This is a genomic window from Pseudomonas sp. NPDC089743 (assembly GCF_044748785.1).
GTDB classification, from domain to species: Bacteria; Pseudomonadota; Gammaproteobacteria; order Pseudomonadales; family Pseudomonadaceae; genus Aquipseudomonas; species Aquipseudomonas putida_X.
Map to the genome: position 1 here is coordinate 1 of NZ_JBIVGS010000025.1, position 22,291 is coordinate 22,291.

21 protein-coding genes and 3 tRNA genes are annotated in these 22,291 nt (G+C 62.1%); 20 read left to right on the forward strand and 4 right to left on the reverse strand.

Annotated features, from left to right (window positions below; all coding sequences use genetic code 11):
• Window positions 1–176 precede the first annotated feature (176 nt).
• From ACIPZC_RS25230 to ACIPZC_RS25240, 3 genes are read left to right on the forward strand one after another with little or no spacing between them, the layout of a single operon-like run.
• Window positions 177–836 carry a paraquat-inducible protein A gene (locus tag ACIPZC_RS25230; RefSeq protein ID WP_241807155.1) on the forward strand — a complete coding sequence of 220 codons (660 nt, stop codon included), beginning with the start codon at window positions 177–179 and terminating at the stop codon, window positions 834–836.
• Window positions 823–1,446, forward strand: coding sequence for a paraquat-inducible protein A (locus ACIPZC_RS25235; RefSeq protein WP_241807156.1), 624 nt, complete (start codon window positions 823–825; stop codon window positions 1,444–1,446). The genes ACIPZC_RS25230 and ACIPZC_RS25235 overlap by 14 nt, the downstream gene beginning before the upstream one ends.
• A complete protein-coding gene (locus ACIPZC_RS25240; RefSeq protein WP_267818932.1) occupies window positions 1,439–3,739 on the forward strand; it encodes a PqiB family protein in 2,301 nt (766 codons plus the stop codon). Before ACIPZC_RS25235 ends, ACIPZC_RS25240 begins: the two co-directional genes overlap by 8 nt.
• Window positions 3,740–4,130: 391 nt before the next feature.
• Here ACIPZC_RS25240 and rpsT read toward each other — a convergent pair whose 3' ends face one another.
• Entirely contained in the window at window positions 4,131–4,409 is a 279-nt protein-coding gene (gene rpsT, locus ACIPZC_RS25245) for a 30S ribosomal protein S20 (RefSeq protein ID WP_003247625.1), read from the reverse strand.
• 250 nt (window positions 4,410–4,659) lie between these two features.
• Here rpsT and murJ point away from each other — a divergent pair, with 250 nt between their 5' ends.
• The 6 genes from murJ (at window position 4,660) to ispH (ending at window position 11,995) form a co-directional block, all read left to right on the forward strand.
• Entirely contained in the window at window positions 4,660–6,198 is a 1,539-nt protein-coding gene (gene murJ, locus ACIPZC_RS25250) for a murein biosynthesis integral membrane protein MurJ (protein ID WP_400630228.1), read from the forward strand.
• 118 nt (window positions 6,199–6,316) lie between these two features.
• A complete protein-coding gene (ribF, locus tag ACIPZC_RS25255) occupies window positions 6,317–7,267 on the forward strand; it encodes a bifunctional riboflavin kinase/FAD synthetase (protein ID WP_267818927.1) in 951 nt (316 codons plus the stop codon).
• The gene (gene ileS, locus ACIPZC_RS25260; RefSeq protein ID WP_400630231.1) at window positions 7,264–10,095 is read left to right on the forward strand and encodes an isoleucine--tRNA ligase; all 2,832 of its coding nucleotides are present in this window, start codon (window positions 7,264–7,266) and stop codon (window positions 10,093–10,095) included. The genes ribF and ileS overlap by 4 nt, the downstream gene beginning before the upstream one ends.
• Window positions 10,088–10,603 carry a signal peptidase II gene (lspA, locus tag ACIPZC_RS25265; protein ID WP_241807161.1) on the forward strand — a complete coding sequence of 172 codons (516 nt, stop codon included), beginning with the start codon at window positions 10,088–10,090 and terminating at the stop codon, window positions 10,601–10,603. Before ileS ends, lspA begins: the two co-directional genes overlap by 8 nt.
• Window positions 10,596–11,033, forward strand: a complete 438-nt coding sequence (fkpB, locus tag ACIPZC_RS25270) for an FKBP-type peptidyl-prolyl cis-trans isomerase (protein ID WP_103445784.1) — start codon at window positions 10,596–10,598, stop codon at window positions 11,031–11,033. Before lspA ends, fkpB begins: the two co-directional genes overlap by 8 nt.
• A 14-nt stretch (window positions 11,034–11,047) precedes the next feature.
• Window positions 11,048–11,995, forward strand: a complete 948-nt coding sequence (gene ispH / locus ACIPZC_RS25275) for a 4-hydroxy-3-methylbut-2-enyl diphosphate reductase (RefSeq protein WP_400630234.1) — start codon at window positions 11,048–11,050, stop codon at window positions 11,993–11,995.
• Here ispH and ACIPZC_RS25280 read toward each other — a convergent pair whose 3' ends face one another.
• Window positions 11,996–12,487: a GspH/FimT family pseudopilin gene (locus ACIPZC_RS25280; RefSeq protein WP_400630259.1), complete on the reverse strand. Its 492-nt coding sequence runs from the start codon at window positions 12,485–12,487 to the stop codon at window positions 11,996–11,998.
• Between the two features lie 109 nt (window positions 12,488–12,596).
• On the opposite strand from ACIPZC_RS25280, the gene ACIPZC_RS25285 reads away from it, so the two are divergent.
• The 5 genes from ACIPZC_RS25285 to thiO are packed head-to-tail and all read left to right on the forward strand — an operon-like array spanning window position 12,597 to window position 15,462.
• Window positions 12,597–12,806, forward strand: a complete 210-nt coding sequence (locus ACIPZC_RS25285; protein WP_400630236.1) for a prepilin-type N-terminal cleavage/methylation domain-containing protein — start codon at window positions 12,597–12,599, stop codon at window positions 12,804–12,806.
• Window positions 12,803–13,450, forward strand: coding sequence for a PilW family protein (locus tag ACIPZC_RS25290; RefSeq protein ID WP_400630238.1), 648 nt, complete (start codon window positions 12,803–12,805; stop codon window positions 13,448–13,450). Before ACIPZC_RS25285 ends, ACIPZC_RS25290 begins: the two co-directional genes overlap by 4 nt.
• Complete coding sequence (locus tag ACIPZC_RS25295) at window positions 13,447–13,920, forward strand: hypothetical protein (RefSeq protein ID WP_400630240.1); 474 nt, start codon at window positions 13,447–13,449, stop codon at window positions 13,918–13,920. Before ACIPZC_RS25290 ends, ACIPZC_RS25295 begins: the two co-directional genes overlap by 4 nt.
• Before the next feature lies 1 nt (window position 13,921).
• Window positions 13,922–14,311, forward strand: a complete 390-nt coding sequence (locus tag ACIPZC_RS25300; protein ID WP_267818907.1) for a type IV pilin protein — start codon at window positions 13,922–13,924, stop codon at window positions 14,309–14,311.
• 53 nt (window positions 14,312–14,364) lie between these two features.
• A complete protein-coding gene (gene thiO, locus ACIPZC_RS25305) occupies window positions 14,365–15,462 on the forward strand; it encodes a glycine oxidase ThiO (RefSeq protein ID WP_267818905.1) in 1,098 nt (365 codons plus the stop codon).
• Between the two features lie 99 nt (window positions 15,463–15,561).
• Here thiO and ACIPZC_RS25310 read toward each other — a convergent pair whose 3' ends face one another.
• Entirely contained in the window at window positions 15,562–15,792 is a 231-nt protein-coding gene (locus ACIPZC_RS25310; RefSeq protein WP_241807169.1) for a PP0621 family protein, read from the reverse strand.
• A 93-nt stretch (window positions 15,793–15,885) separates the two neighbouring features.
• Window positions 15,886–16,905 (reverse strand): outer membrane protein assembly factor BamD, encoded by a 1,020-nt coding sequence (locus tag ACIPZC_RS25315; protein WP_039602970.1) that lies wholly within the window; start codon window positions 16,903–16,905, stop codon window positions 15,886–15,888.
• A gap of 147 nt (window positions 16,906–17,052) precedes the next feature.
• Between ACIPZC_RS25315 and rluD the strand changes: the two genes are divergently transcribed.
• The 6 genes from rluD to ACIPZC_RS25345 all read left to right on the forward strand — a co-directional run bounded on the left by rluD (window position 17,053) and on the right by ACIPZC_RS25345 (window position 22,135).
• On the forward strand, window positions 17,053–18,015 hold the full coding sequence (rluD, locus tag ACIPZC_RS25320; RefSeq protein ID WP_400630243.1) for a 23S rRNA pseudouridine(1911/1915/1917) synthase RluD: 963 nt from the start codon (window positions 17,053–17,055) through the stop codon (window positions 18,013–18,015).
• Window positions 18,012–18,752, forward strand: coding sequence for a peptidoglycan editing factor PgeF (gene pgeF / locus ACIPZC_RS25325; RefSeq protein ID WP_400630245.1), 741 nt, complete (start codon window positions 18,012–18,014; stop codon window positions 18,750–18,752). Before rluD ends, pgeF begins: the two co-directional genes overlap by 4 nt.
• A gap of 157 nt (window positions 18,753–18,909) precedes the next feature.
• Window positions 18,910–21,474, forward strand: a complete 2,565-nt coding sequence (gene clpB, locus ACIPZC_RS25330) for an ATP-dependent chaperone ClpB (protein ID WP_241807172.1) — start codon at window positions 18,910–18,912, stop codon at window positions 21,472–21,474.
• A gap of 422 nt (window positions 21,475–21,896) precedes the next feature.
• A tRNA-Asn gene (locus ACIPZC_RS25335) sits at window positions 21,897–21,972 on the forward strand.
• 4 nt (window positions 21,973–21,976) lie between these two features.
• Window positions 21,977–22,053 (forward strand) — tRNA-Pro (locus ACIPZC_RS25340).
• Window positions 22,054–22,059: 6 nt separating this feature from the next.
• A tRNA-Lys gene (locus ACIPZC_RS25345) sits at window positions 22,060–22,135 on the forward strand.
• The last annotated feature ends 156 nt before the right edge of the window (window positions 22,136–22,291 follow it).

Here is a 22,291-nt window from a genome sequence, read left to right on the forward strand (position 1 = left end):
TAGTGTGGGGTTTCCCCATGTGAGAGTAGGTCATCGTCAAGATTCATTTCGCAAAACCCCTATCTGCGCGAGCAGGTAGGGGTTTTGTCTTTCCGGCTCTGTTGCTCGAAAGTCGGCTCCCACATTTCGAGCTGTATCACTAGAATAGAGCCCACGTATCTATTCAGAACCTCGAGATGCCCAACCCAGTCGAAACTCAAGCGCTAGAGCAGTTGCCGCTGGACGAGTTGGTCGCGTGCCATGAATGCGACCTGCTGATGCGCAAGCCCCAACTGCAACACAATGAGAAGGCCCAGTGCCCCCGCTGTGGTTATGAGCTGTACGCTCACCGGCACAACGTGGTCAATCGCAGCCTGGCACTGGCGCTGACCGCGCTGTTGCTGTTCGTGCCTGCCAACTTCCTGCCGATCATGCAGTTGCACCTGCTTGGCCAGACGTCAGACGACACGGTGTGGAGTGGCGTGCTGGGCTTGTACAACTCCGAAATGCGCGGTGTCGCTGTCGTGGTGTTCCTGTGCAGCATGGCGGTTCCATTTCTCAAACTGATGTGCCAGCTCATGGTGCTCCTGAGCATCCGCCTGAACGTTGGGCGTAGCTATGGGCTGCTGATTTATCGCATTTATCATCATTTGCGAGACTGGGGCATGCTTGAGGTCTACTTCATGGGCGTGCTGGTCGCCATCGTGAAACTGGTCGACCTTGCCGAGCTGACCATAGGGCTAGGGTTGTTTTGCTTCATCAGCCTGTTGCTGATTCAGGTTTGGCTTGAAGTGGTGATGTCTCCACACCAGATCTGGAGTGCGCTGTCGGGGGAGGATCTGCATGCGGGCGATTGATGCGGGCATTGTGGTCTGCAATGAGTGTCATGAACTGAATCGACAGGATTCCGAGAGCAAGTCGCAGGCCTGCACGCGCTGCGGCGCGATTGTGCATGCGCGTCGGCCCAACAGTATCGTCCGTACCTGGGCGCTGCTCATCGCTGCCTCGATCCTCTACATACCTGCCAACGTGCTGCCGATCATGACTGTCAGTACATTGGGGCAGGGCAGCCCGGACACGATCATGTCCGGCGTCATCACGCTGCTCAAGCATGGCATGGTGCCCATTGCCGCAGTGGTGTTCATTGCCAGTATTCTGGTGCCCACCTTCAAACTGGTGGGCATCGGTTTGTTGTTGTATTCGGTGCAGCGCCGCCAGCCGTTGTCAGCGCGGCAACGCATTTTGATGTATCGGTTCATCGAGTTCATAGGACGCTGGTCGATGCTGGACATCTTCGTCATCGCCATCTTGGTGGCGGTGGTGAATTTCGGCCGTATTGCCAGTGTCGAAGCCAACTTGGGCGCTGTCGCCTTCGCTACTGTGGTGATTCTCACGATGCTCGCTGCTTTAACTTTCGATCCCCGACTGATTTGGGATAACACGGAGTCGGATGACGACCATGAGTGACATGCCAACGGCTAAAACCCGGCCCGCCTCCAACTGGTCGGCCATCTGGATTCTGCCGCTGATCGCTTTGATGATTGGAGGGTGGCTGGCCTGGCAGGCCTACCGTGATGCGGGTGTAGAGATCGAAGTTCGTTTCGAGAGCGGTGAGGGTATCGTCGCCAACAAAACCGAAGTCATCTACAAAGGCATGCCTGTGGGCAAGGTCAAAAGCCTGGTGCTCGATGCCGAGGGTGAAAACCAAGGTGTCATCGCCACCATCGAGATGAACAAAGATGCAGAGCCCCACCTGACCAAGGGCACACGCTTCTGGCTGGTCAAGCCCAGTGTCACGCTGGCGGGTATCTCGGGTCTGGAGACCTTGGTGTCAGGCAATTACATTGCCGTCAGCCCGGGTGAAGGTGAGCGAACCAAGCGCTTCAAGGCATTGAAGGTGGCGCCACCGCTTTCGGACAGCGAACCGGGCCTGCACCTTACGCTCAAAGCAGACCGCCTGGGCTCGCTCAACCGCGACAGCCCTATATTCTACAAGCAGATCCAGGTTGGCCGGGTAAAGAGCTACCGCCTGTCAGAGGACCAGAGCACGGTCGAGGTCAAAGTGTTCATCGAGCCGGCTTATGCCAGCCTGGTGCGCAAACATACGCGCTTCTGGAATGCCAGCGGCATCAGCATCGATGCCGGGCTGTCGGGGGTAAAGGTACGCAGCGAGTCCCTCTCCAGCATCGTTGCGGGTGGCATCGCCTTCGCTACGCCGGAGCACCGCAAGGATAGCCCGCCAACCGACCCGAGCCTGCCGTTCCGCTTGTACGAAGACTTCGATGCCGCCCAGGCGGGTATCCGTGTGAAGGTCAAGCTGAGCGACTATGAGGGCCTGCAGGCGGGGCGCACCCCGGTCATGTACAAAGGCATTCAAGTCGGCTCGCTGAAGGCCCTGAAGATGGAGGACAACCTCGGCAGTGCAATGGCTGAACTGACCCTGGACCCCCTGACCGAAGACTATCTCGTCGATGGCACGCAGTTCTGGGTGGTCAAGCCTTCCATTTCCCTGGCGGGTATCACAGGCCTGGAGGCCTTGGTGAAGGGTAACTACATTGCCATCCGCCCCGGTGAAAAGGGGGCCGCCCCGCAGCGCGAGTTCGAAGCAAGGGCCAAGGCACCGCCGCTGGACCTCAAGGCGCCTGGGCTGCACATGGTGCTGTTCGCCGATACGCTGGGCTCGCTGGAGGTCGGCAGCCCGGTGATGTATCGCCAGGTCAAGGTGGGTAGCGTGCAGAGCTACCAGTTTGCCCGCAACAGCAGTCGCATCCTGATCGGAGTGCACATCGAAAAGGAGTACGAGAACCTGGTCAATGGCTCTTCTCGCTTCTGGAACGTCAGTGGCATCACCCTCACTGGTGGCCTGTCGGGCATCAAGATAAAGAGTGAGTCGCTGCAGACCCTGATGGCCGGTGGTATCGCCTTTGACACACCAACGCCGAACGTACCGCTCAAACGCCATATTCCAAGGTTCCGCCTGCATGAGAGCCAGGAGGCGGTAAACCGTGCCGGCACCCTGATAACCATTCGTGTAGACCGTGCTGACGGCCTCAAGCCGGGCACGCCCATCCGTTTCCGTGGCCTGGATGTTGGCAGTATCGAGAGTGTCGACCTGACCAAGGACCTGCAGGCTGTGTTGCTGCGCGCACGTATCACCGAAGCGGCAGACCGCATCGCCCGTGCTGGCACGCAGTTCTGGGTGGTCAAACCGGCCCTTGGCCTGGTGCGTACCGAAAACCTCGATACCCTGATTGGCGGGCAGTACCTGGAAGTGCAGCCGGCTGTGAAGGACAAAGGCCCGCAGCGTGATTTCATCGCCTTGGCTGACGCGCCTGAGGTCACCGGGGTGGAAGTCGGCCTGCCTTTGACGCTTAGCGCGCCGCGCAGGGGGTCGATCAAGCCGGGCGTGCCGGTGACCTACCGCGAGGTCGCGGTGGGTAAGGTAACGGGCTTCGAATTGGGGCAGACGGCCGACCGCGTGCTCATTCACATCCTGATCGAGCCGCGCTATGCCGCACTGGTGCGCGGTGGCAGCCGGTTCTGGAATAGCAGCGGTTTCGGTTTCGATTGGGGCCTGTTCAAAGGCGCCACGGTACGCACCGAGTCGCTGGAGACCCTCATCGACGGTGGTATTGCCTTCGCCACGCCCGATGGCGAGCAGATGGGCAACCCGGCGCGGCCGCAGCAGACCTTTGCCTTGTTCGACAAGCCTGAGGACGCCTGGCTACAGTGGGCCCCGAAGATTCAGATCGCCAAGTAGGGAAGGGGCCGCGCTGTGGCCCTCATTGATTGAATAAAGCAACCGTTTTGCCCACTTTCCAAAAGCCGGCGCAGTCCATGTGGGAGCCGGGCTTGCCGGCGATGGGCCGCAAAGCGGACCCAGATGCTCGCTGGCCCCGACGAGCGTGCAGGTCTGTTATGGGGCTGCTGCGCAGCCCATCGCCGGCAAGCCGGCTCCCACCTCGACCGCGCAGTTCTTCAGGCCTGGGCTTTACCTGAGCAAGCAACGGTCTTATCCATTTCTAAAGCTCGGCGCAAATCCCTGTGGAAGCCGGCTTGCCGGCGATGAGGCTGCAACAGGGGACACAAGCATCACCAAATCGCAGGCAATAAAAAACCGACCCTAGGGTCGGTTTTTCGACAAGCGTCGCTTAGGCAGCTGCAGCTTCTTTCAGCGCCTTGATGTGGCCATTCAGACGGCCTTTGTGGCGAGCAGCTTTGTTCTTGTGGATGATACCTTTGTCGGCCATACGGTCGATTACAGGTACAGCCAGAACGTAAGCGGCTTGCGCTTTTTCGGCGTCTTTTGCGTCGATGGCTTTGACTACATTCTTGATGTAGGTGCGGACCATGGAACGCAGGCTGGCGTTGTGGCTGCGACGCTTCTCAGCCTGTTTTGCACGTTTCTTGGCGGAAGGTGTGTTGGCCACCGTCGAGCTCCTCGAAAGACTTTAGGTAAATAGCAAACAAAATAGGCCGCGAATCATGCCGATCAGTTGAGCGGATGTCAAGGCCACCTGCAGGGTTCCGCCGAGCGGTGCACCAACAGGAGGGAAATATTCCTTTCTGCTGCACGACCTGTAAACTCGGGAATTTTTGGCTCCCCTGCGAAGGCGCGGGAGTATCGCACATTCGGACGCTGTCTGGCAGCGTCCTCTGCCCTTGGCGTGAATCTTTTCGATGAACCTGCTCAAATCCCTGGCTGCAGTCAGCTCCATCACCATGATTTCCCGGGTGCTGGGGTTCGTGCGTGACACCATCCTGGCCCGTGTCTTCGGCGCCGGCATCGCTACCGACGCCTTTTTCATCGCCTTCAAGCTGCCCAACCTGCTGCGGCGGATTTTTGCCGAGGGGGCCTTTTCCCAGGCGTTCGTACCAATCCTTGCCGAATACAAGACCCAGCAGGGCGAGGAGGCGACGCGCACTTTCATTGCCTATGTCAGCGGCCTGCTGACGCTGGTCCTGGCCCTGGTCACGGTGATTGGCGTGCTAGCGGCACCCTGGGTGGTCTGGGCTACCGCCCCCGGGTTTGTGGACGATGCCGAGAAATATCAGCTGACCACCGACCTGCTGCGGGTGACCTTTCCTTATATATTGCTGATCTCACTGTCGTCACTGGTCGGCGCGATCCTCAATACCTGGAACCGTTTCTCGGTCCCGGCCTTCACGCCGACCCTGCTCAACGTGGCGATGATCATTTTCGCCCTGCTGCTCACGCCGTATTTCGACCCGCCCATCATGGCGCTGGCCTGGGGCGTACTGGCCGGGGGCCTGGCGCAGTTGCTGTACCAGCTGCCGGCACTCAAGAAAATCGGCATGCTCGTGCTGCCGCGCCTGAACCTGCGTGACACAGGCGTGTGGCGTGTGCTCAAACAGATGCTGCCGGCCATCCTCGGTGTTTCGGTCAGCCAGATTTCGTTGATCATCAACACCATCTTCGCCTCCTTCCTGGTGGCCGGATCGGTGTCCTGGATGTACTACGCCGACCGCCTCATGGAGCTGCCCTCGGGCGTGCTTGGCGTGGCCCTTGGCACCATTTTGCTGCCGACCCTGGCCAAGACCTACGCCAACAAGGACCGCGAGGAGTATTCGCGGATTCTCGACTGGGGCCTGCGCCTGTGCTTCCTGCTCGTGCTGCCCTGCACGCTGGCCCTGGCGATACTCGCCGAGCCGCTGACCGTTGCCTTGTTCCAGTACGGCAAGTTCAGCGCTTACGACGCGGCGATGACCCAACGGGCACTGATCGCCTATTCGGTAGGCCTGCTGGCGATCATTCTGGTCAAGGTGCTGGCACCGGGCTTCTATGCGCAGCAGAATATTCGTACACCCGTGCGGATCGCGATCTTCACCCTCATCTGCACCCAACTGTTCAACCTGGCCCTGGTCGGCCCGCTGCAGCACGCCGGCCTGGCTTTGGCGATCAGCCTGGGCGCCTGCCTGAATGCGGGCCTGCTGTTCTGGAAGCTGCGCAGCCAGCAGCTGTTCCAACCGCAGCCGGGCTGGACGCTGTTCCTGCTCAAGCTGGTGCTGGCGGTGGCGCTGATGGTCGCCGTACTGCTGGTGGGCATGCATTACCTGCCTGCGTGGGAGCAAGGCAACATGTTCGAGCGTTTCGTCCGCCTCGGGGCGCTGATCACGGCCGGCATCGTGACCTATTTCGGTTGCCTTTACCTGTGCGGCTTCAGGCCCCGGCATTTCGCCCGCAAGGCCCTGCACTGAGCTACAAGGCGAGTCAGGCGTCGGTTTTTCGTTTTCCACGCCGCACCCGGGCGCTGCCGCCTGTCACCAGCGCCCGGGTGTGGTTATAATCGGCCACTTTATGAGCAAGAAGCGCGTTATGCAGCTGGTTCGAGGTCTTCACAACCTGCGCCCCGAGCACCGGGGCTGTGTCGCCACCATTGGCAACTTCGACGGGGTTCACCGCGGCCACCAGGCGATCCTGGCGCGTCTGCGCGAGCGTGGCCAAGCGCTTGGCCTGCCTACGTGCGTGGTGATCTTCGAGCCGCAGCCGCGCGAGTACTTCGCTGCGGACACCGCGCCGGCTCGCCTGGCGCGCCTGCGCGACAAAATCGAGCTGTTGGCTGGCGAAGGTATCGACAGGGTCTTGTGCCTGGCGTTCAACCAGCGCCTGAGCCAACTCAGCGCCGATGAATTCGTCAAGGCGATCCTGGTCGACGGCCTGGGCGTGCGCCACCTTGAAGTGGGCGACGACTTCCGCTTTGGCTGCGACCGCGCGGGCGATTTCACCTTCCTGGTCGAAGCCGGCAAGCAGTACGGCTTCACCGTCGAGGCCGCCAACACGGTGATCCAGGACGGCTTGCGGGTCAGCAGCACCGAGGTGCGCCAGGCGTTGTCCGAAGGCAACTTCGAGCTCGCCGAGCATTTGCTGGGCCGCCCTTACAGCATTACCGGGCGCGTATTGCACGGCCAGAAGCTGGCCCGCCAGCTCGGCACGCCCACCGCCAACATCCAGCTCAAGCGGCGTCGTGTGCCGTTGTCCGGGGTCTACCTGGCCAGCATCGAAATCGACGGCAAGGCCTGGCCAGGGGTTGGCAATATCGGGGTGCGCCCCACCGTGGCCGGTGACGGCCGCCCGCACCTTGAAATTCATCTACTGGATTATGCCGGCGATCTGTATGGCCGGCGCCTGACGGTGGAATTCCACCACAAGCTGCGTGAAGAGCAGCGATTCGCCTCCCTGGAGGCGCTGAAGTCGGCGATCGATGCGGATATCGCCGCCGCACGTGCACATTGGCACGCTCAACCGCTAACGAAGAGCCTGAAATGACCGACTACAAAGCCACGCTAAACCTTCCGGACACCGCCTTCCCCATGAAGGCCGGCCTGCCTCAGCGCGAACCGCAGATCCTGCAGCGCTGGGACAGCATTGGCCTGTACCAGAAGCTGCGCGAAATTGGCAAGGATCGTCCGAAGTTCGTCCTGCACGACGGCCCGCCCTATGCCAACGGCAAGATTCACATCGGTCATGCGCTGAACAAGATTCTCAAGGACATGATCGTCCGCTCCAAGACCCTCTCGGGCTTCGACGCGCCTTACGTGCCGGGTTGGGACTGCCACGGCCTGCCGATCGAACACAAGGTCGAAGTCACCCACGGCAAGCACCTGACCGCCGACCGCACCCGTGAGCTGTGCCGCGAATACGCTGCCGAACAGATCGAAGGGCAGAAGACCGAGTTCATCCGCCTGGGTGTACTGGGCGACTGGGACAACCCGTACAAGACCATGAACTTCGCCAACGAGGCCGGTGAAATCCGCGCCTTGGCCGAAATGGTCAAGCAGGGCTTCGTGTTCAAGGGCCTGAAGCCCGTGAACTGGTGCTTCGATTGCGGCTCCGCGCTCGCAGAAGCCGAGGTCGAATACGCCGACAAGAAGTCGCAAACCATCGATGTGGCCTTCCCGGTCGCCGACGCCGACAAACTGGCTGCCGCCTTCGGCCTGCCGGCCCTGGCCAAGCCCGCTGCAATCGTGATCTGGACCACCACCCCGTGGACCATCCCCGCCAACCAGGCGCTGAACATCCACCCGGAGTTCAAGTACGCGCTGGTCGATACCGGCGAGCGTCTGCTGGTGCTGGCCGAAGAGCTGGTCGAGTCGTGCCTCAAGCGCTACGACCTGGAAGGTTCGGTCATCGCCACCGCCCAAGGCTCGGCCCTGGAACTGGTCAACTTCCGCCACCCCTTCTACGACCGTCTGTCGCCGATCTACCTGGCCGACTATGTCGAGCTGGGAGCAGGTACCGGTGTGGTCCACTCCGCGCCAGCCTACGGTGAAGACGACTTTGTCACCTGCAAGCGCTACGGCATGGTCAACGACGACATCCTCACGCCGGTGCAGAGCAACGGTGTGTACGTCGAGTCGCTGGAGTTCTTTGGCGGCCAGTTCATCTGGAAGGCCAACCCGGCCATCGTCGAGAAGCTGAGCGAAGTCGGTGCGCTGATGCATACCGAAACCATCAGCCACAGCTACATGCACTGCTGGCGCCACAAGACCCCGCTGATCTACCGCGCCACCGCGCAGTGGTTCGTGGGCATGGACAAGCAGCCAAACACCGGCGAGCCGCTGCGTGAGCGCGCGCTCAAAGCCATCGAAGACACCCAGTTCGTCCCGGCCTGGGGCCAGGCGCGCCTGCACTCGATGATCGCCAACCGCCCGGACTGGTGCATCTCGCGTCAGCGCAACTGGGGTGTGCCGATCCCGTTCTTCCTGCACAAGCAGACCGGTGAACTGCACCCACGCACCGTCGAACTGATGGAAGCGGTGGCCAAGCGTGTCGAACAGGAAGGTATCGAGGCCTGGTTCAAGCTGGACGCTGCCGAACTGCTCGGTGATGAAGCCGGCCAGTACGACAAGATCACCGACACCCTGGACGTGTGGTTCGACTCCGGCACCACCCACTGGCATGTATTGCGCGGCTCGCATGACATCGGCCACGCCACCGGCCCGCGTGCGGACCTGTACCTGGAAGGCTCCGACCAGCACCGTGGCTGGTTCCATTCCTCGTTGCTGACCGGTTGCGCCATCGACAACCACGCGCCGTATCGCGAACTGCTGACCCACGGCTTCACCGTGGACGAAAGCGGTCGCAAGATGTCCAAGTCGCTGGGCAACACCATCGAGCCGGAAAAAGTCAACAACACCCTGGGTGCCGACATCCTGCGCCTGTGGGTCTCGGCTACCGACTATTCGGGTGAGATGGCCGTTTCCGAGCAGATCCTGCAGCGCAGCGCCGACGCCTACCGCCGTATCCGCAATACCGCACGCTTCCTGCTTTCCAACCTGTCCGGCTTCGACCCGGCCCGCGATCTGCTGGCCCCGGAAGATATGCTGGCCCTGGACCGCTGGGCAGTGGACCGTACCCTGCTGCTGCAGCGCGAGCTGGAAGAGCACTACAGCGAGTACCGCTTCTGGAATGTCTACTCGAAGATCCACAACTTCTGCGTGCAGGAGCTGGGCGGCTTCTACCTCGACATCATCAAGGACAGGCAGTACACCACGGGCGCCAACAGTGTTGCACGTCGCTCCTGCCAGACCGCGCTGTACCACATCAGCGAAGCGCTGGTGCGCTGGATCGCGCCGATCCTGGCCTTCACCGCCGATGAAATCTGGCAGTACCTGCCGGGCGAGCGCAACGAGTCGGTCATGCTCAACGGCTGGTATCAGGGCCTGACCGAGCTGCCCGAAGGCACCGAGCTGGATCGCGCTTACTGGGACCGCGTAATGGCGGTCAAGGCTGCGGTCAACAAGGAGCTGGAAAACCAGCGTGCCGCCAAGGTCATCGGTGGCAACCTGCAGGCCGAAGTCACCTTGTTCGCCGAAGAAGGCCTTAGCGCCGACCTGGGCAAGCTGGGCGATGAGCTGCGCTTCGTTCTCATCACCTCTGCTGCCAGCGTGGTGCCGTTCGCCCAGGCGCCGGCCGATGCCGTGGCCACCGAAGTCGAAGGCCTCAAGCTGAAAGTGGTCAAGTCTGGCCACACCAAGTGCGGCCGCTGCTGGCACTTCCGCGCCGACGTCGGCAGCCATCCGGAGCACCCGGAAATCTGCAGCCGTTGCGTCGACAACCTGAGCGGTTCCGGTGAGGTGCGCCACTATGCCTAACCCTGCAGTGGGGCGCTTCGGGCGCCTTGCATGGCTCTGGCTCAGCCTGCTGGTCCTGGTCGTTGACCAGGCCACCAAGCTGTATTTCAACAACGCCCTGAGCATGTACCAGCAGATCGTGGTCATCCCTGACTACTTCAGCTGGACCCTTGCCTACAACACCGGCGCGGCGTTCAGCTTCCTGGCCGACAGCTCTGGCTGGCAGCGCTGGCTGTTCGCCCTGATCGCCGTGGTGGTCAGCGCCGTGCTGGTGGTCTGGCTCAAGCGCCTGGGGCGCAACGAGACCTGGCTGGCCGTGGCGCTGGCGCTGGTGCTTGGTGGTGCGCTGGGCAACCTGTACGACCGCATCGTGCTGGGCCACGTGGTGGATTTCATCCTGGTGCACTGGAAGAACGTTCATCACTTCCCGGCCTTCAATGTGGCCGACAGCGCCATCACCGTTGGTGCGGTGATGCTGGCGCTGGATATGTTCAAGAGCAAGAAGTCTGAGGATCCGGTCCATGACTGACACCCGTATCGGCCAGAACACCGAAGTTACCCTGCACTTCGCGCTGCACCTGGAAAACGGCGATACCGTCGACAGCACGTTCGACAAGGCCCCAGCCACCTTCAAGGTCGGCGACGGCAACCTGCTGCCGGGCTTCGAGTCCGCACTGTTCGGCTTCAAGGCCGGTGACAAGCGCACGGTCGTGGTTGCCCCGGAGAATGCCTTCGGCCAGCCTAACCCGCAGAACGTACAGGTCATGCCACGGTCCCAGTTCGAGGGCATGGAATTGTCCGAAGGGCTGCTGATCATTTTCAACGATGCCGCCAACACCGAATTGCCCGGTGTGGTCAAAGCGTTCGATGACAACCAGGTGACCATCGACTTCAATCACCCACTGGCAGGCAAGACCCTTACCTTCGAGGTGGAGATCCTCGAGGTGAAGGCCCTGTAAGCCTGGAGCCGAGCATGCAAATCAAACTCGCCAACCCTCGCGGTTTCTGCGCAGGGGTCGACCGGGCGATCGAGATCGTCAACCGTGCGCTGGAAGTCTTCGGCCCACCGATCTACGTGCGCCATGAAGTGGTGCACAACAAGTTCGTGGTGGAAGACCTGCGCAGCCGGGGTGCCATCTTCGTCGAAGAACTGGATCAGGTACCGGACGACGTCATCGTCATTTTCAGTGCCCATGGTGTTTCCCAGGCCGTGCGCCAGGAAGCCGCCGGTCGCGGCCTGAAAGTGTTCGATGCCACCTGCCCGCTGGTGACCAAGGTGCATATCGAGGTCGCCAAGTACAGCCGTGACGGTCGCGAGTGCATCCTGATCGGCCATGAAGGGCACCCGGAAGTCGAAGGCACCATGGGGCAATACGACGCCAGCAACGGCGGCGCCATCTACCTGGTCGAAGACGAGGACGATGTGGCCCAACTGCAAGTACGCGACCCGGACAACCTGGCGTTTGTCACCCAGACCACGCTGTCGATGGACGATACCAGCCGGGTCATCGATGCCCTGCGTACGCGCTTCCCGAACATCGGCGGCCCGCGCAAGGACGATATCTGCTACGCCACCCAGAACCGCCAGGACGCCGTCAAGCAACTGGCCGGTGAGTGTGACGTGGTGCTGGTGGTGGGCAGCCCCAACAGTTCCAACTCCAACCGCCTGCGTGAGTTGGCCGAGCGCATGGGTACCCCGGCCTACCTCATCGATGGTGCCGAGGACATGCAACGCGGCTGGTTCGAACAGGCGGCACGGATCGGTATAACTGCCGGCGCTTCGGCCCCGGAAGTGCTGGTGCGGGGCGTGATCGACCAGCTCAAGGCCTGGGGTGCCACGGGCGCCGAAGAGCTCGATGGGCGCCCGGAGAACATCACGTTCTCCATGCCCAAAGAGCTACGGGTGCGTTCACTGATCTGATCAGCGGCCTGCGCACAGGGAATCTTCCGCTTCTCCCGTGCGCAGGCTGACCCTACCGCTGGTCGCCAGCACAACATGATGCCGGCTGGTTGCAGACGAACCCTCACAGACCTCAAGCCGCCCCCCAGACAAGTTGTTGTTCTTTCCCAGCGGCACACCCAGTGCGCTGAACCTTATCTGGCTCCCAGTATTGGCCTTCACCCGCTGGGGCCGAGCCGGTCGGTACTCGCGCAGCAACTGCTGGTTATGCTCCAGCAGCACGCGCCAACCCTTGCCCCAATCATTATCCAAAGGCTGGACCACCACCGCCTGGCTCTGCAGGGCCGCGTGGCCGCGTGCGCTACGCAGCGTCTGGGCCAAGTTGCGGGCCACTGCTGCCCTGTGCAGTTCATCGCTCAATTTCGCGTAGGCCGGCACGCCAAGCTGGGTCAGCAGCGCCGCCATAGCCAGCCCGAACATCATTTGTATCAGTGTTACGCCCTGTTGCTTCACCGTGCATTCCTCCCTGGAAGTGCTTGGCTGTAGCTTCAGGCTCGGTGGGCGAGAGGTCCAGTCGAGCAGGTGCAAGGCAATTGCGGGAAATATCGCAGGAGGTGCAGGGATGCACGCGAATCAACGGGGCATGACGCTTCTGGAGGTACTGTTGGCTGTAGCGGTCGTGGCATTGGGCATGTTCGCTGCTGCAGGGTTGCAGCTTCAGGCATTGCAGGCCACTGACAGCGCGCGTCGCGACATGCTGGATGCGTTGGGCGCGCATACGTCGCTTGAACGGGGCAGGGCCGCGGGCAAGCTGACGGTGCCGAGGCCATGAGGCGTAAGCAAGGTGGCTTCGGCCTGGTCGAAGCGCTGCTTGCGCTGGCCATCGGCCTGATGCTGCTGACTGCAGCCAGCCACCTTTTCATCTCGGCCCACCAGGGCTGGCGCCTTCAATCTGCGGCGCTGCGCATGCAGGCGGACGCCCGTCTGGCCTTGCTGCGCATGGCTCAGGATATCCGTATGGCGGGCATGTTCGGTTGTTTGCGCCTGAGGCCTGAGGACTTCAAGGACCCATCTGCGCGGGATGCTTTTGCGCGGCCTGTGCGGGTTGGCCCGGCAAGCCTGAGCCTGGTAGTGGCAGAACTGCCAGGGCACCCCGGGGTTCCGGACTGGACCTTGCTCACCGATTGCGTCAAGAACGCCGAGGTGCAGAAGGGGCGTGCGAACAGCGCGAGCTTGCCGTTGGCCTTTCCTATCAGCCGGCACCACTACCAACTCCACGACGGCACGCTGAGGTTCGTGCGGCGCAACAACCCTCAACCATTGGTCGACCACGTGCGTGAACTGCACATTGAGTCTGCCGACACCGCCGAGGGGCAGCGGGTGGATGTGCAACTGACCTTGTTCGATCCTGATTTGGGCATCGAACAGCGTTACGGCATGAGTGTGGCGGTCCGCAACCCGGTTGCCCGGCCATGAAGCGCCAGCGTGGCATGGTCCTGCTGCTGGCGCTGGTGTTCAGCCTTTTGCTTGGCCTGCTGACGGCTTCGGCGTTGCGCGATGCCCTGGTGGAAGCGCGCATGGTCGGCTACCTGCGCGAGGGTTTGCAGGCACTCGATCAGGCCGAAGCCACGCTGCTGGTCGCAGAGGCCGAACTGCAGCGCGCGCCCCCTGGGTTGTGCCAGGCGTGCCTGCCACCCCCGCGCGCGCATGACTTGCTGGGGCAATGGCAAGCCAGCCAGAGCGGTTACTTCCAAGTGCAGAACCTTGGCCAGACAACCCTGGCCGCGCATCGGCCGGGGGATGAGCCCGTCACGCTTTACCGAGTGACCGCAGTCAGCCGGCAACTCGCGGCCAGGCACGTGCTGGAGGCGGTGTATGCCGTGCCAGCGGCTCAAACACAGGCGCCGCAGCGGATTCTGTGGCGGCAGAGACTGAAGGGAGACTGACATGCAGCAAGGCCTGAGCCTGATCGAACTGTTGATTGTCGTGGCTGTCACCGGCATTCTGGCAGCCATTGCCTACCCCAGTTACAGCGACCAGCTCAGGCGAGCCGCACGCAGCGAAGTGGTTGGCCTGCTGCATGACGCTGCCCTGCGCCTGGAACACCACCGTGTACGCACCGGCCAATACGCCGAGGGCGAACCGGTACTGCCCGTTGGCAACCGCCATTACAGCCTGCATGCCGAACGTGGCAGCGATACCTTCACGCTGCGTGCACGGCGGCTGCCGCATGGTTTGATGGCCGATGATCGCTGCGGTGATTTTCAGCTCGACCAGGCAGGTGTACAGAGCAATCCGGGTGGCACCGTGGCCATTGCGCGCTGCTGGGGAAGCTGAAGGTTGAATGATGCCCGTGCATCGCGGTTTTACTTCAGGTGTTGGATCGACAGATGAACAAGCAAGTAGTGGTGGTCGGCGGCGGGGTGATCGGCCTGCTGACGGCGTTCAACCTGGCTGCGAAGGTCGGCCAGGTAGTGGTATGTGATCAGGCCGAGGTCGGGCGTGAATCGTCTTGGGCGGGCGGCGGCATCGTCTCGCCGCTTTACCCTTGGCGCTACAGCCAGGCAGTCACCGCGCTGGCGCACTGGTCGCAGGACTTTTATCCACAGCTGGGGGAACACCTGTTCTCCAGCACCGGTATCGACCCGCAAGTCCACACCACCGGCTTGTACTGGCTTGACCTGGACGACGAGGCCGAGGCGCTGGCCTGGGCGGCGCGCGAGCAGCGGCCGCTCAGCCCTGTGGATATCTCGGCGGCCTACGACGCGGTCCCCGTACTGGGCCCAGGCTTCAAGCGCGCCATCTACATGGCAGGGGTGGCCAACGTACGCAACCCCCGGCTGGTCAAGGCGCTGAAGGCGGCGCTGCTGGCACTGCCCAACGTGACCTTGCGCGAGCACTGCCAGATCACCGGCTTTGTTCGCGACGGTGAGCGCGTGACTGGCGTGCAGACGGCAGACGGCGTGCTGCAGGCCGATGATGTCGTGCTCAGCGCGGGCGCCTGGAGTGGCGACCTGCTGCGCACGCTGGGGCTTGAGCTGCCGGTGGAGCCGGTGAAGGGTCAGATGATCCTGTTCAAGTGCGCTGCGGACTTCTTGCCGAGCATGGTGCTGGCCAAGGGGCGCTATGCGATCCCGCGCCGTGACGGGCACATTCTGGTGGGCAGCACGCTGGAGCATGCCGGGTACGACAAGACCCCGACCGAGGAGGCACTGGCGAGCCTCAAGGCTTCGGCGGTGGAACTGTTGCCGGAGCTTGCCGATGCCACGGTGGTGGCGCACTGGGCCGGGCTGCGGCCGGGGTCGCCTGAAGGCATTCCGTACATCGGCCAGGTGCCGGGGCATGACGGGTTGTGGTTGAACTGCGGGCATTACCGCAATGGGTTGGTGCTGGCGCCGGCATCGTGCCAGTTGTTCACTGATTTGCTGACGGGGGGCGAGCCTATCATTGACCCGTCGCCTTATGCCCCGGCCGGGCGTCTGGGCTGATATCGCCTGGGCCGCTGGGCGGCCCAATCGCCGGCAAGCCGACCCCACAGGTTGTGCACCTGTTTTGAATGTTACGTAGTGCCTGTGGGCGGTACTGGCTCAGTTTTGCTGGCTTGGCCCCTGCTGAAGGTGCGCCTGGCTGCAATACCACTGGCTGCCTTGCTGCAGCGCCCGGTCATTGGGCAGGTGTACGCCGCAGTGGGCGCAGCGCACCATCTTCAGCGGGTCGTCGAGTTTCGGCTCGGACGGCGACTGCTGGCTGATCTTGAATTTGCGCCACAGCCAGAACGCGGCGGCGATCAGGGCGATCCAGAAAAGTAGGCGAACCATGGTGTCCAGCTTGTCTATTGATTGAGGCGATAGTCTAGGGCGCGGCCAATAAAAAAGGGAGACCTCAGTCTCCCTTTCTCGTACCCCGTTGGATCAGTCGAACAGACCAAAGGTCATGTAGCTGAACCAGGAACGGTCTTTCTCGGCTTCCTTCGGCCCCTCCGGCAGGATCGGGTCGCCGTTTTCATCTTTGGGCAGCAGGTCCTGCGGCATCTCGGAGCGGGCATCCTGGAACTGGCGGACCACGTCCTGGTTGGCGCGGGTTTCACCCGGTGGCAGCGGGGCGTCGGTCTCGATCAGGCCCAAGGTGGCCTTGGACAGCCAGCCGCGGCCGTCAGACTCGGTCTGCTTGGGCTGGAACTCGCCATCGACCAGGCTCGGGTGGTCAGGGTAGTTGAGCTTGAGGGTTTCCAGGCTGGTGGCGGCCAGTTCGTCCAGGTGCATCTTCTGGTACGCCTCGACCATCACGGCCAGGCCGTCGCCGACCGATGGGGTTTCCTGGAAGTTTTCCACCACGTAGCGGCCACGGTTGGCGGCAGCCACGTAAGCCTGGCGGCTCAGGTAGTAGTCGGCCACATGGATTTCATAAGACGCCAGCAGGTTGCGCAGGTAGATCATGCGCTGCTTGGCGTCCGGGGCGTAGCGGCTGTTGGGGAAGCGGCTGGTCAGCTGGGCGAACTCGTTGTACGAGTCGCGGGCGGCACCCGGGTCACGCTTGGTCATGTCCAGCGGCAGGAAGCGCGCCACCAGGCCGCGGTCCTGGTCGAACGAGGTCAGGCCTTTGAGGTAGTAGGCGTAGTCGACGTTCGGGTGCTGCGGGTGCAGGCGGATGAAGCGCTCGGCAGCCGACTTGGCAGCCTCGGGCTCTGAGTTCTTGTAGTTGGCGTAGATCAGCTCGAGCTGCGCCTGGTCGGCGTAACGGCCGAACGGGTAGCGCGACTCCAGGGCCTTGAGCTTGTTCACGGCGCTGTTGTAGCTGGAGTTGTCCAGATCAGCCTGGGCCTGCTGATACAGCTCGGCCTCGCTGAGGTTCTCGTCAATGACCTCTTTATTAGAGGAACAGGCCGCGGTAAGCCCGAGGATGGCGATCAGCAGCAGGTGTTTCACTTGCATAGCGGCTTGCGTCCCTTTGACGGCCGCTGTCTTGGGCGGTGCCGTCCTGTTATGATGAGCGCCCCGGCCAACCCCGGGACAAAAGAAGCCGTATTTAACCACAAGCTCGCAGCCGAAACCAAAGGCTGTGCGCCCGCCGAATCGAGCATGTCCGAGATCATTCAACTTAGCGCAGAGGTACCGTCCGAACTGGGCGGTCAACGCCTCGACCAGGTCGCCGCCCAATTGTTCGCCGAGTACTCGCGTTCGCGGCTTACTTCGTGGATCAAAGAGGGCCGCCTGACGGTCGATGGCGCCGTCGTGCGCCCTCGAGACACCGTCCATGGTGGCTCTGTGCTTGCACTTGAGGCCGAGCAAGAGGCCCAGGGCGAGTGGATCGCCGAAGACATCAAGCTGGACATCGTCTACGAAGACGACCAGATCATGGTGATCAACAAGCCGGCCGGGCTGGTCGTGCACCCGGCTGCCGGGCACGCCAGTGGCACATTGCTCAACGCCTTGCTGCACCATGTGCCGGATATCGTCAACGTACCGCGCGCTGGCATCGTCCATCGCCTGGACAAAGACACCACCGGCCTGATGGTCGTGGCCAAGACCTTGCAGGCGCAGACCAAGCTGGTCGAGCAGCTGCAAAGCCGTACGGTCAGCCGGATCTACGAGTGCATCGTGATCGGCGTGGTGACTGCCGGCGGCAAGATCAACGCCCCGATCGGCCGTCACGGTGGCGCACGCCAGCGCATGGCGGTGACCGAAGGCGGCAAGCCGGCGGTCAGCCACTACCGTGTGCTCAAGCGCTTCCGTTCGCACACCCACGTGCGGGTCAAGCTGGAAACCGGCCGTACTCACCAGATCCGTGTGCACATGGCCCATGTTGGTTTCCCGCTGGTCGGCGACCAGACCTACGGCGGCCGCTTCCGCATCCCGCCGGCAGCCAGCCCGACCATGGTCGAGGCGGTCAAGACCTTCCCGCGCCAGGCCCTGCACGCACGCTTCCTGGCGCTGGACCACCCCACTACCGGTGAGCGCATGGAGTGGGCGTCGGAGCTGCCGGATGATTTCGTCTGGTTGCTGTCGCTGCTGAACCAGGACCGCGAGGCGTTTATCGGATGAGTGGCCTGGCGCAGGCGCTGCTGTTCCCCGACTGGCCCGCACCGGCCACGGTTCGCGCCTGTGTCACGACCCGCCAGGGCGGCGTCAGTTTGCCGCCTTACGCATCTTTCAACCTCGGTGATCACGTGGGCGATGACCCCCTTGCGGTCGCCGAGAACCGCCGCCGCCTGAGCGACGAATTCATCATTCAGCCCGCCTGGCTCAAGCAGGTGCACGGCCTGGCCGTGGCGGATGCCGACCCCTCGGTGGTCGCCGAAGCCGACGCCAGCTGGACCGACCAGCCAGGCATTGCCTGCACCGTAATGACCGCCGACTGCCTGCCCGTGCTGTTCTGCGACCGCGCGGGCACCCGTGTGGCTGCCGCGCATGCCGGCTGGCGCGGGCTGGCCGGTGGCGTGCTGGAAGCCACGCTGGAGCGCCTGGCATTGCCGCCTGAAGAGGTGCTGGTGTGGCTGGGGCCTGCCATCGGCCCGCAAGCATTCGAAGTGGGCCTGGAGGTGCGGGATGCCTTCACCGCCGTGCACCCAGAGGCTGCCAAGGCTTTTGTCGAGGGTGAGCGGCCGGGCAAGCTGATGGCCGACATCTATGCACTGGCGCGCATTCGCCTGGCGGCGCGCGGCGTTACTGCCGTCTACGGTGGTGGCCTGTGCACCGTCAGTGATGCACGGTTCTTCTCTTATCGCCGTACCCCGCAGGGCGGGCGATTCGCTTCGCTGGTCTGGCTGGCCCCGCACTGATTGGCTGGCACCGTTAATCCATAAGGCTGACTTTAGTCAACCCCGCTACGCTTGAATCTTCCAGAATCACCCTTATCTATAAGGTCATCTCAGGCAGGTTTCTTCATCAAAGGCGCTGTCCATCGCTCCGACCTGCCCTTATCAGGAAGGTATCCCCATGCGAATAGACCGTTTGACCAGCAAGCTGCAATTAGCGATATCCGATGCCCAGTCCCTGGCCGTTGGCATGGACCACCCTGCCATCGAGCCCCTGCACCTGTTGCAGGCGTTGATCGAGCAGCAAGGTGGTTCGATCAAGCCACTGCTGATGCAGGTTGGCTTCGACATCAACAACCTTCGCCAGACACTGGTAAAAGAACTCGACCAGCTGCCGAAAATCCAGAACCCCACCGGCGATGTGAACATGTCGCAGGACTTGGCGCGCCTGCTCAACCAGGCCGACCGCCTGGCCCAGCAGAAGGGCGACCAGTTCATTTCCAGCGAGCTGGTGCTGCTCGCCGCCATGGATGAGAACAGCAAGCTCGGCAAGCTGCTGCTCAGCCAGGGTGTGAGCAAGAAGGCCCTGGAAAACGCCATCAACAACCTGCGCGGCGGCGCGGCGGTGAATGACGCCAATGCCGAAGAATCGCGCCAGGCGCTGGACAAGTACACCGTCGACCTGACCAAGCGTGCCGAGGAGGGCAAGCTGGACCCGGTCATTGGCCGTGACGACGAGATCCGCCGCACCGTGCAGGTGCTGCAGCGCCGTACCAAGAACAACCCCGTGCTGATCGGCGAACCCGGCGTGGGCAAGACTGCCATCGCCGAAGGCCTGGCCCAGCGCATCATCAACGGTGAAGTGCCCGACGGCCTGAAGGGCAAGCGCCTGCTGGCGCTGGACATGGGCGCGCTGATCGCCGGTGCCAAGTACCGCGGTGAGTTCGAGGAGCGCCTCAAGTCGTTGCTCAACGAGCTGTCCAAGCAGGAAGGCCAGATCATCCTGTTCATCGACGAGCTGCACACCATGGTCGGTGCCGGTAAAGGCGAAGGCGCCATGGACGCAGGCAATATGCTCAAGCCGGCGCTGGCGCGTGGCGAACTGCATTGCGTCGGTGCCACCACGCTCAACGAATACCGCCAGTTCATCGAGAAGGACGCAGCCCTTGAGCGACGCTTCCAGAAGGTATTGGTAGAAGAGCCGAGCGAGGAAGACACCATCGCCATTCTGCGTGGCCTCAAAGAGCGCTATGAAGTGCACCACAAGGTGGCCATCACCGACGGCGCGATCATTGCTGCGGCCAAGCTCAGCCACCGCTACATCACCGACCGCCAGCTGCCGGACAAGGCCATCGACCTGATCGACGAAGCGGCCAGCCGTATCCGTATGGAGATCGACTCCAAGCCGGAAGTGCTCGACCGCCTCGACCGTCGCCTGATCCAGCTGAAGGTGGAGTCCCAGGCGCTGAAGAAAGAGGAAGACGAAGCCGCCAAAAAACGCCTGGAGAAGCTGACCGAGGAAATCGAGCGCCTGGAGCGTGAGTATTCCGACCTGGAAGAAATCTGGGCGTCGGAGAAGGCAGAAGTGCAGGGCTCGGCGCAGATTCAGCAAAAGATCGAGCAAGCCCGCCAGGAACTGGAAGCGGCCCGTCGCAAAGGCGACCTGAACCGCATGGCCGAACTGCAGTACGGGGTGATCCCGGACCTGGAGCGCAGCCTGCAGATGGTCGACCAGCATGGCAAGACCGAAAACCAGCTGCTGCGTAACAAGGTGACCGAGGAAGAAATTGCCGAAGTGGTGTCCAAATGGACCGGCATCCCGGTGGCCAAGATGCTCGAAGGCGAGCGCGAAAAACTGCTGAAAATGGAAGACCTGCTGCACCAGCGCGTGATCGGCCAGAACGAGGCGGTGACCGCCGTGGCCAACGCCGTGCGCCGCTCGCGTGCCGGGCTCTCCGACCCGAACCGGCCAAGTGGGTCGTTCATGTTCCTCGGCCCGACCGGTGTGGGCAAGACCGAGCTGTGCAAGGCTCTGGCCGAATTCCTGTTCGACACCGAAGAGGCCATGGTGCGGATCGACATGTCCGAGTTCATGGAAAAACATTCCGTGGCTCGCCTGATCGGCGCCCCACCAGGCTACGTAGGTTATGAAGAGGGCGGTTACCTGACCGAAGCGGTACGGCGCAAGCCCTACTCGGTGGTGCTGCTGGATGAAGTGGAGAAGGCTCACCCGGATGTGTTCAACGTGCTGCTGCAGGTGCTCGAGGATGGCCGCCTGACCGACAGCCATGGCCGTACGGTGGACTTCCGCAACACGGTGATCGTGATGACGTCCAACCTGGGCTCGGCGCAGATCCAGGAGCTGGCCGGTGACCGCGAAGCGCAGCGTGCAGCAGTGATGGATGCGGTGGGTGCGCACTTCCGTCCGGAGTTCGTCAACCGGATCGACGAAGTGGTGGTGTTCGAGCCGTTGGGCCGCGAGCAGATCGCCGGTATCACCGAGATCCAGCTTGGCCGCCTGCGCAGCCGCCTGAGCGAGCGCGAGCTGGCCCTGAGCCTGAGCCCGGAGGCGTTGGACAAGCTGATCGCGGTAGGGTACGACCCGGTTTATGGCGCGCGGCCGCTGAAGCGAGCGATCCAGCGCTGGATCGAGAACCCGCTGGCGCAAATGATCCTGGCCGGCAAATTCATGCCGGGTTCGGCGATCACTGCCAAGGTGGAAGGCGAAGAAATCGTGTTTGCCTGATCCTTTCGCTACAAAAACCAGCCCCGCACCTGCGGGGCTTTTTTATGGCTGCAGCCTTCGCACAGCCATCGGGAAGCCCTGTGCAAGCCAGCCTGCGGGCCAGGATGCCCGGCCAAACCCCGCAAAACCGGGGCCTCGCCAGTTTTTTTCATAACTTGCTGAAATTTTTGAAAAAAGTGCTTGCACAGAAATAAGAGTGCCCCTAATATACGCCGCGTTGTCAGGCACTAAGCGAATCACCAGCAACACCGGTGACCGCAAAACAACTTAGAAATCAGTAAGTTGAATGAAAAAAAGTGGTTGACAAGCAAAACGAAGAATGTAGAATAGCCGGCCTCAGCAGCGACAACGCGAAAGCGGATAGCCAAAGAGATCGAAGCTAACACAGACTTCGAAGCTGTAAAGATGTACCGAAGTTCAGTTCCGCGATAGCTCAGTCGGTAGAGCAAATGACTGTTAATCATTGGGTCCCTGGTTCGAGTCCAGGTCGCGGAGCCAATCTCGGGGTGTAGCGCAGTCCGGTAGCGCGCCTGCTTTGGGAGCAGGATGTCAGGAGTTCGAATCCCCTCACCCCGACCATTTTCAGGGTCGTTAGCTCAGTTGGTAGAGCAGTTGGCTTTTAACCAATTGGTCGTAGGTTCGAATCCTACACGACCCACCATGTAAAAAGGGCATCTCGACTGAGATGCCCTTTTTCTTTTGCCTCGGTTTTATCCAGCGCAAAAAAATGCACCGCCTGGTGCACATCTCCCGTATTCATTCGTCATGAACCTCCCCAAGAAGTTGGACATCAATCCAACGTCCTGGGCAGTCCATC

Bases quoted from the DNA above. Each gene is read 5' to 3' on its own strand.
- ACIPZC_RS25230 (WP_241807155.1), top strand. From the start codon at position 177: ATGCCCAACCCAGTCGAAACTCAAGCGCTAGAGCAGTTGCCGCTGGAC.
- ACIPZC_RS25235 (WP_241807156.1), top strand. From the start codon at position 823: ATGCGGGCGATTGATGCGGGCATTGTGGTCTGCAATGAGTGTCATGAA.
- ACIPZC_RS25240 (WP_267818932.1), top strand. From the start codon at position 1,439: ATGAGTGACATGCCAACGGCTAAAACCCGGCCCGCCTCCAACTGGTCG.
- murJ (WP_400630228.1), top strand. From the start codon at position 4,660: ATGAACCTGCTCAAATCCCTGGCTGCAGTCAGCTCCATCACCATGATT.
- ribF (WP_267818927.1), top strand. From the start codon at position 6,317: ATGCAGCTGGTTCGAGGTCTTCACAACCTGCGCCCCGAGCACCGGGGC.
- ileS (WP_400630231.1), top strand. From the start codon at position 7,264: ATGACCGACTACAAAGCCACGCTAAACCTTCCGGACACCGCCTTCCCC.
- lspA (WP_241807161.1), top strand. From the start codon at position 10,088: ATGCCTAACCCTGCAGTGGGGCGCTTCGGGCGCCTTGCATGGCTCTGG.
- fkpB (WP_103445784.1), top strand. From the start codon at position 10,596: ATGACTGACACCCGTATCGGCCAGAACACCGAAGTTACCCTGCACTTC.
- ispH (WP_400630234.1), top strand. From the start codon at position 11,048: ATGCAAATCAAACTCGCCAACCCTCGCGGTTTCTGCGCAGGGGTCGAC.
- ACIPZC_RS25285 (WP_400630236.1), top strand. From the start codon at position 12,597: ATGCACGCGAATCAACGGGGCATGACGCTTCTGGAGGTACTGTTGGCT.
- ACIPZC_RS25290 (WP_400630238.1), top strand. From the start codon at position 12,803: ATGAGGCGTAAGCAAGGTGGCTTCGGCCTGGTCGAAGCGCTGCTTGCG.
- ACIPZC_RS25295 (WP_400630240.1), top strand. From the start codon at position 13,447: ATGAAGCGCCAGCGTGGCATGGTCCTGCTGCTGGCGCTGGTGTTCAGC.
- ACIPZC_RS25300 (WP_267818907.1), top strand. From the start codon at position 13,922: ATGCAGCAAGGCCTGAGCCTGATCGAACTGTTGATTGTCGTGGCTGTC.
- thiO (WP_267818905.1), top strand. From the start codon at position 14,365: ATGAACAAGCAAGTAGTGGTGGTCGGCGGCGGGGTGATCGGCCTGCTG.
- ACIPZC_RS25310 (WP_241807169.1), bottom strand. From the start codon at position 15,792: ATGGTTCGCCTACTTTTCTGGATCGCCCTGATCGCCGCCGCGTTCTGG.
- ACIPZC_RS25315 (WP_039602970.1), bottom strand. From the start codon at position 16,905: ATGCAAGTGAAACACCTGCTGCTGATCGCCATCCTCGGGCTTACCGCG.
- rluD (WP_400630243.1), top strand. From the start codon at position 17,053: ATGTCCGAGATCATTCAACTTAGCGCAGAGGTACCGTCCGAACTGGGC.
- pgeF (WP_400630245.1), top strand. From the start codon at position 18,012: ATGAGTGGCCTGGCGCAGGCGCTGCTGTTCCCCGACTGGCCCGCACCG.
- clpB (WP_241807172.1), top strand. From the start codon at position 18,910: ATGCGAATAGACCGTTTGACCAGCAAGCTGCAATTAGCGATATCCGAT.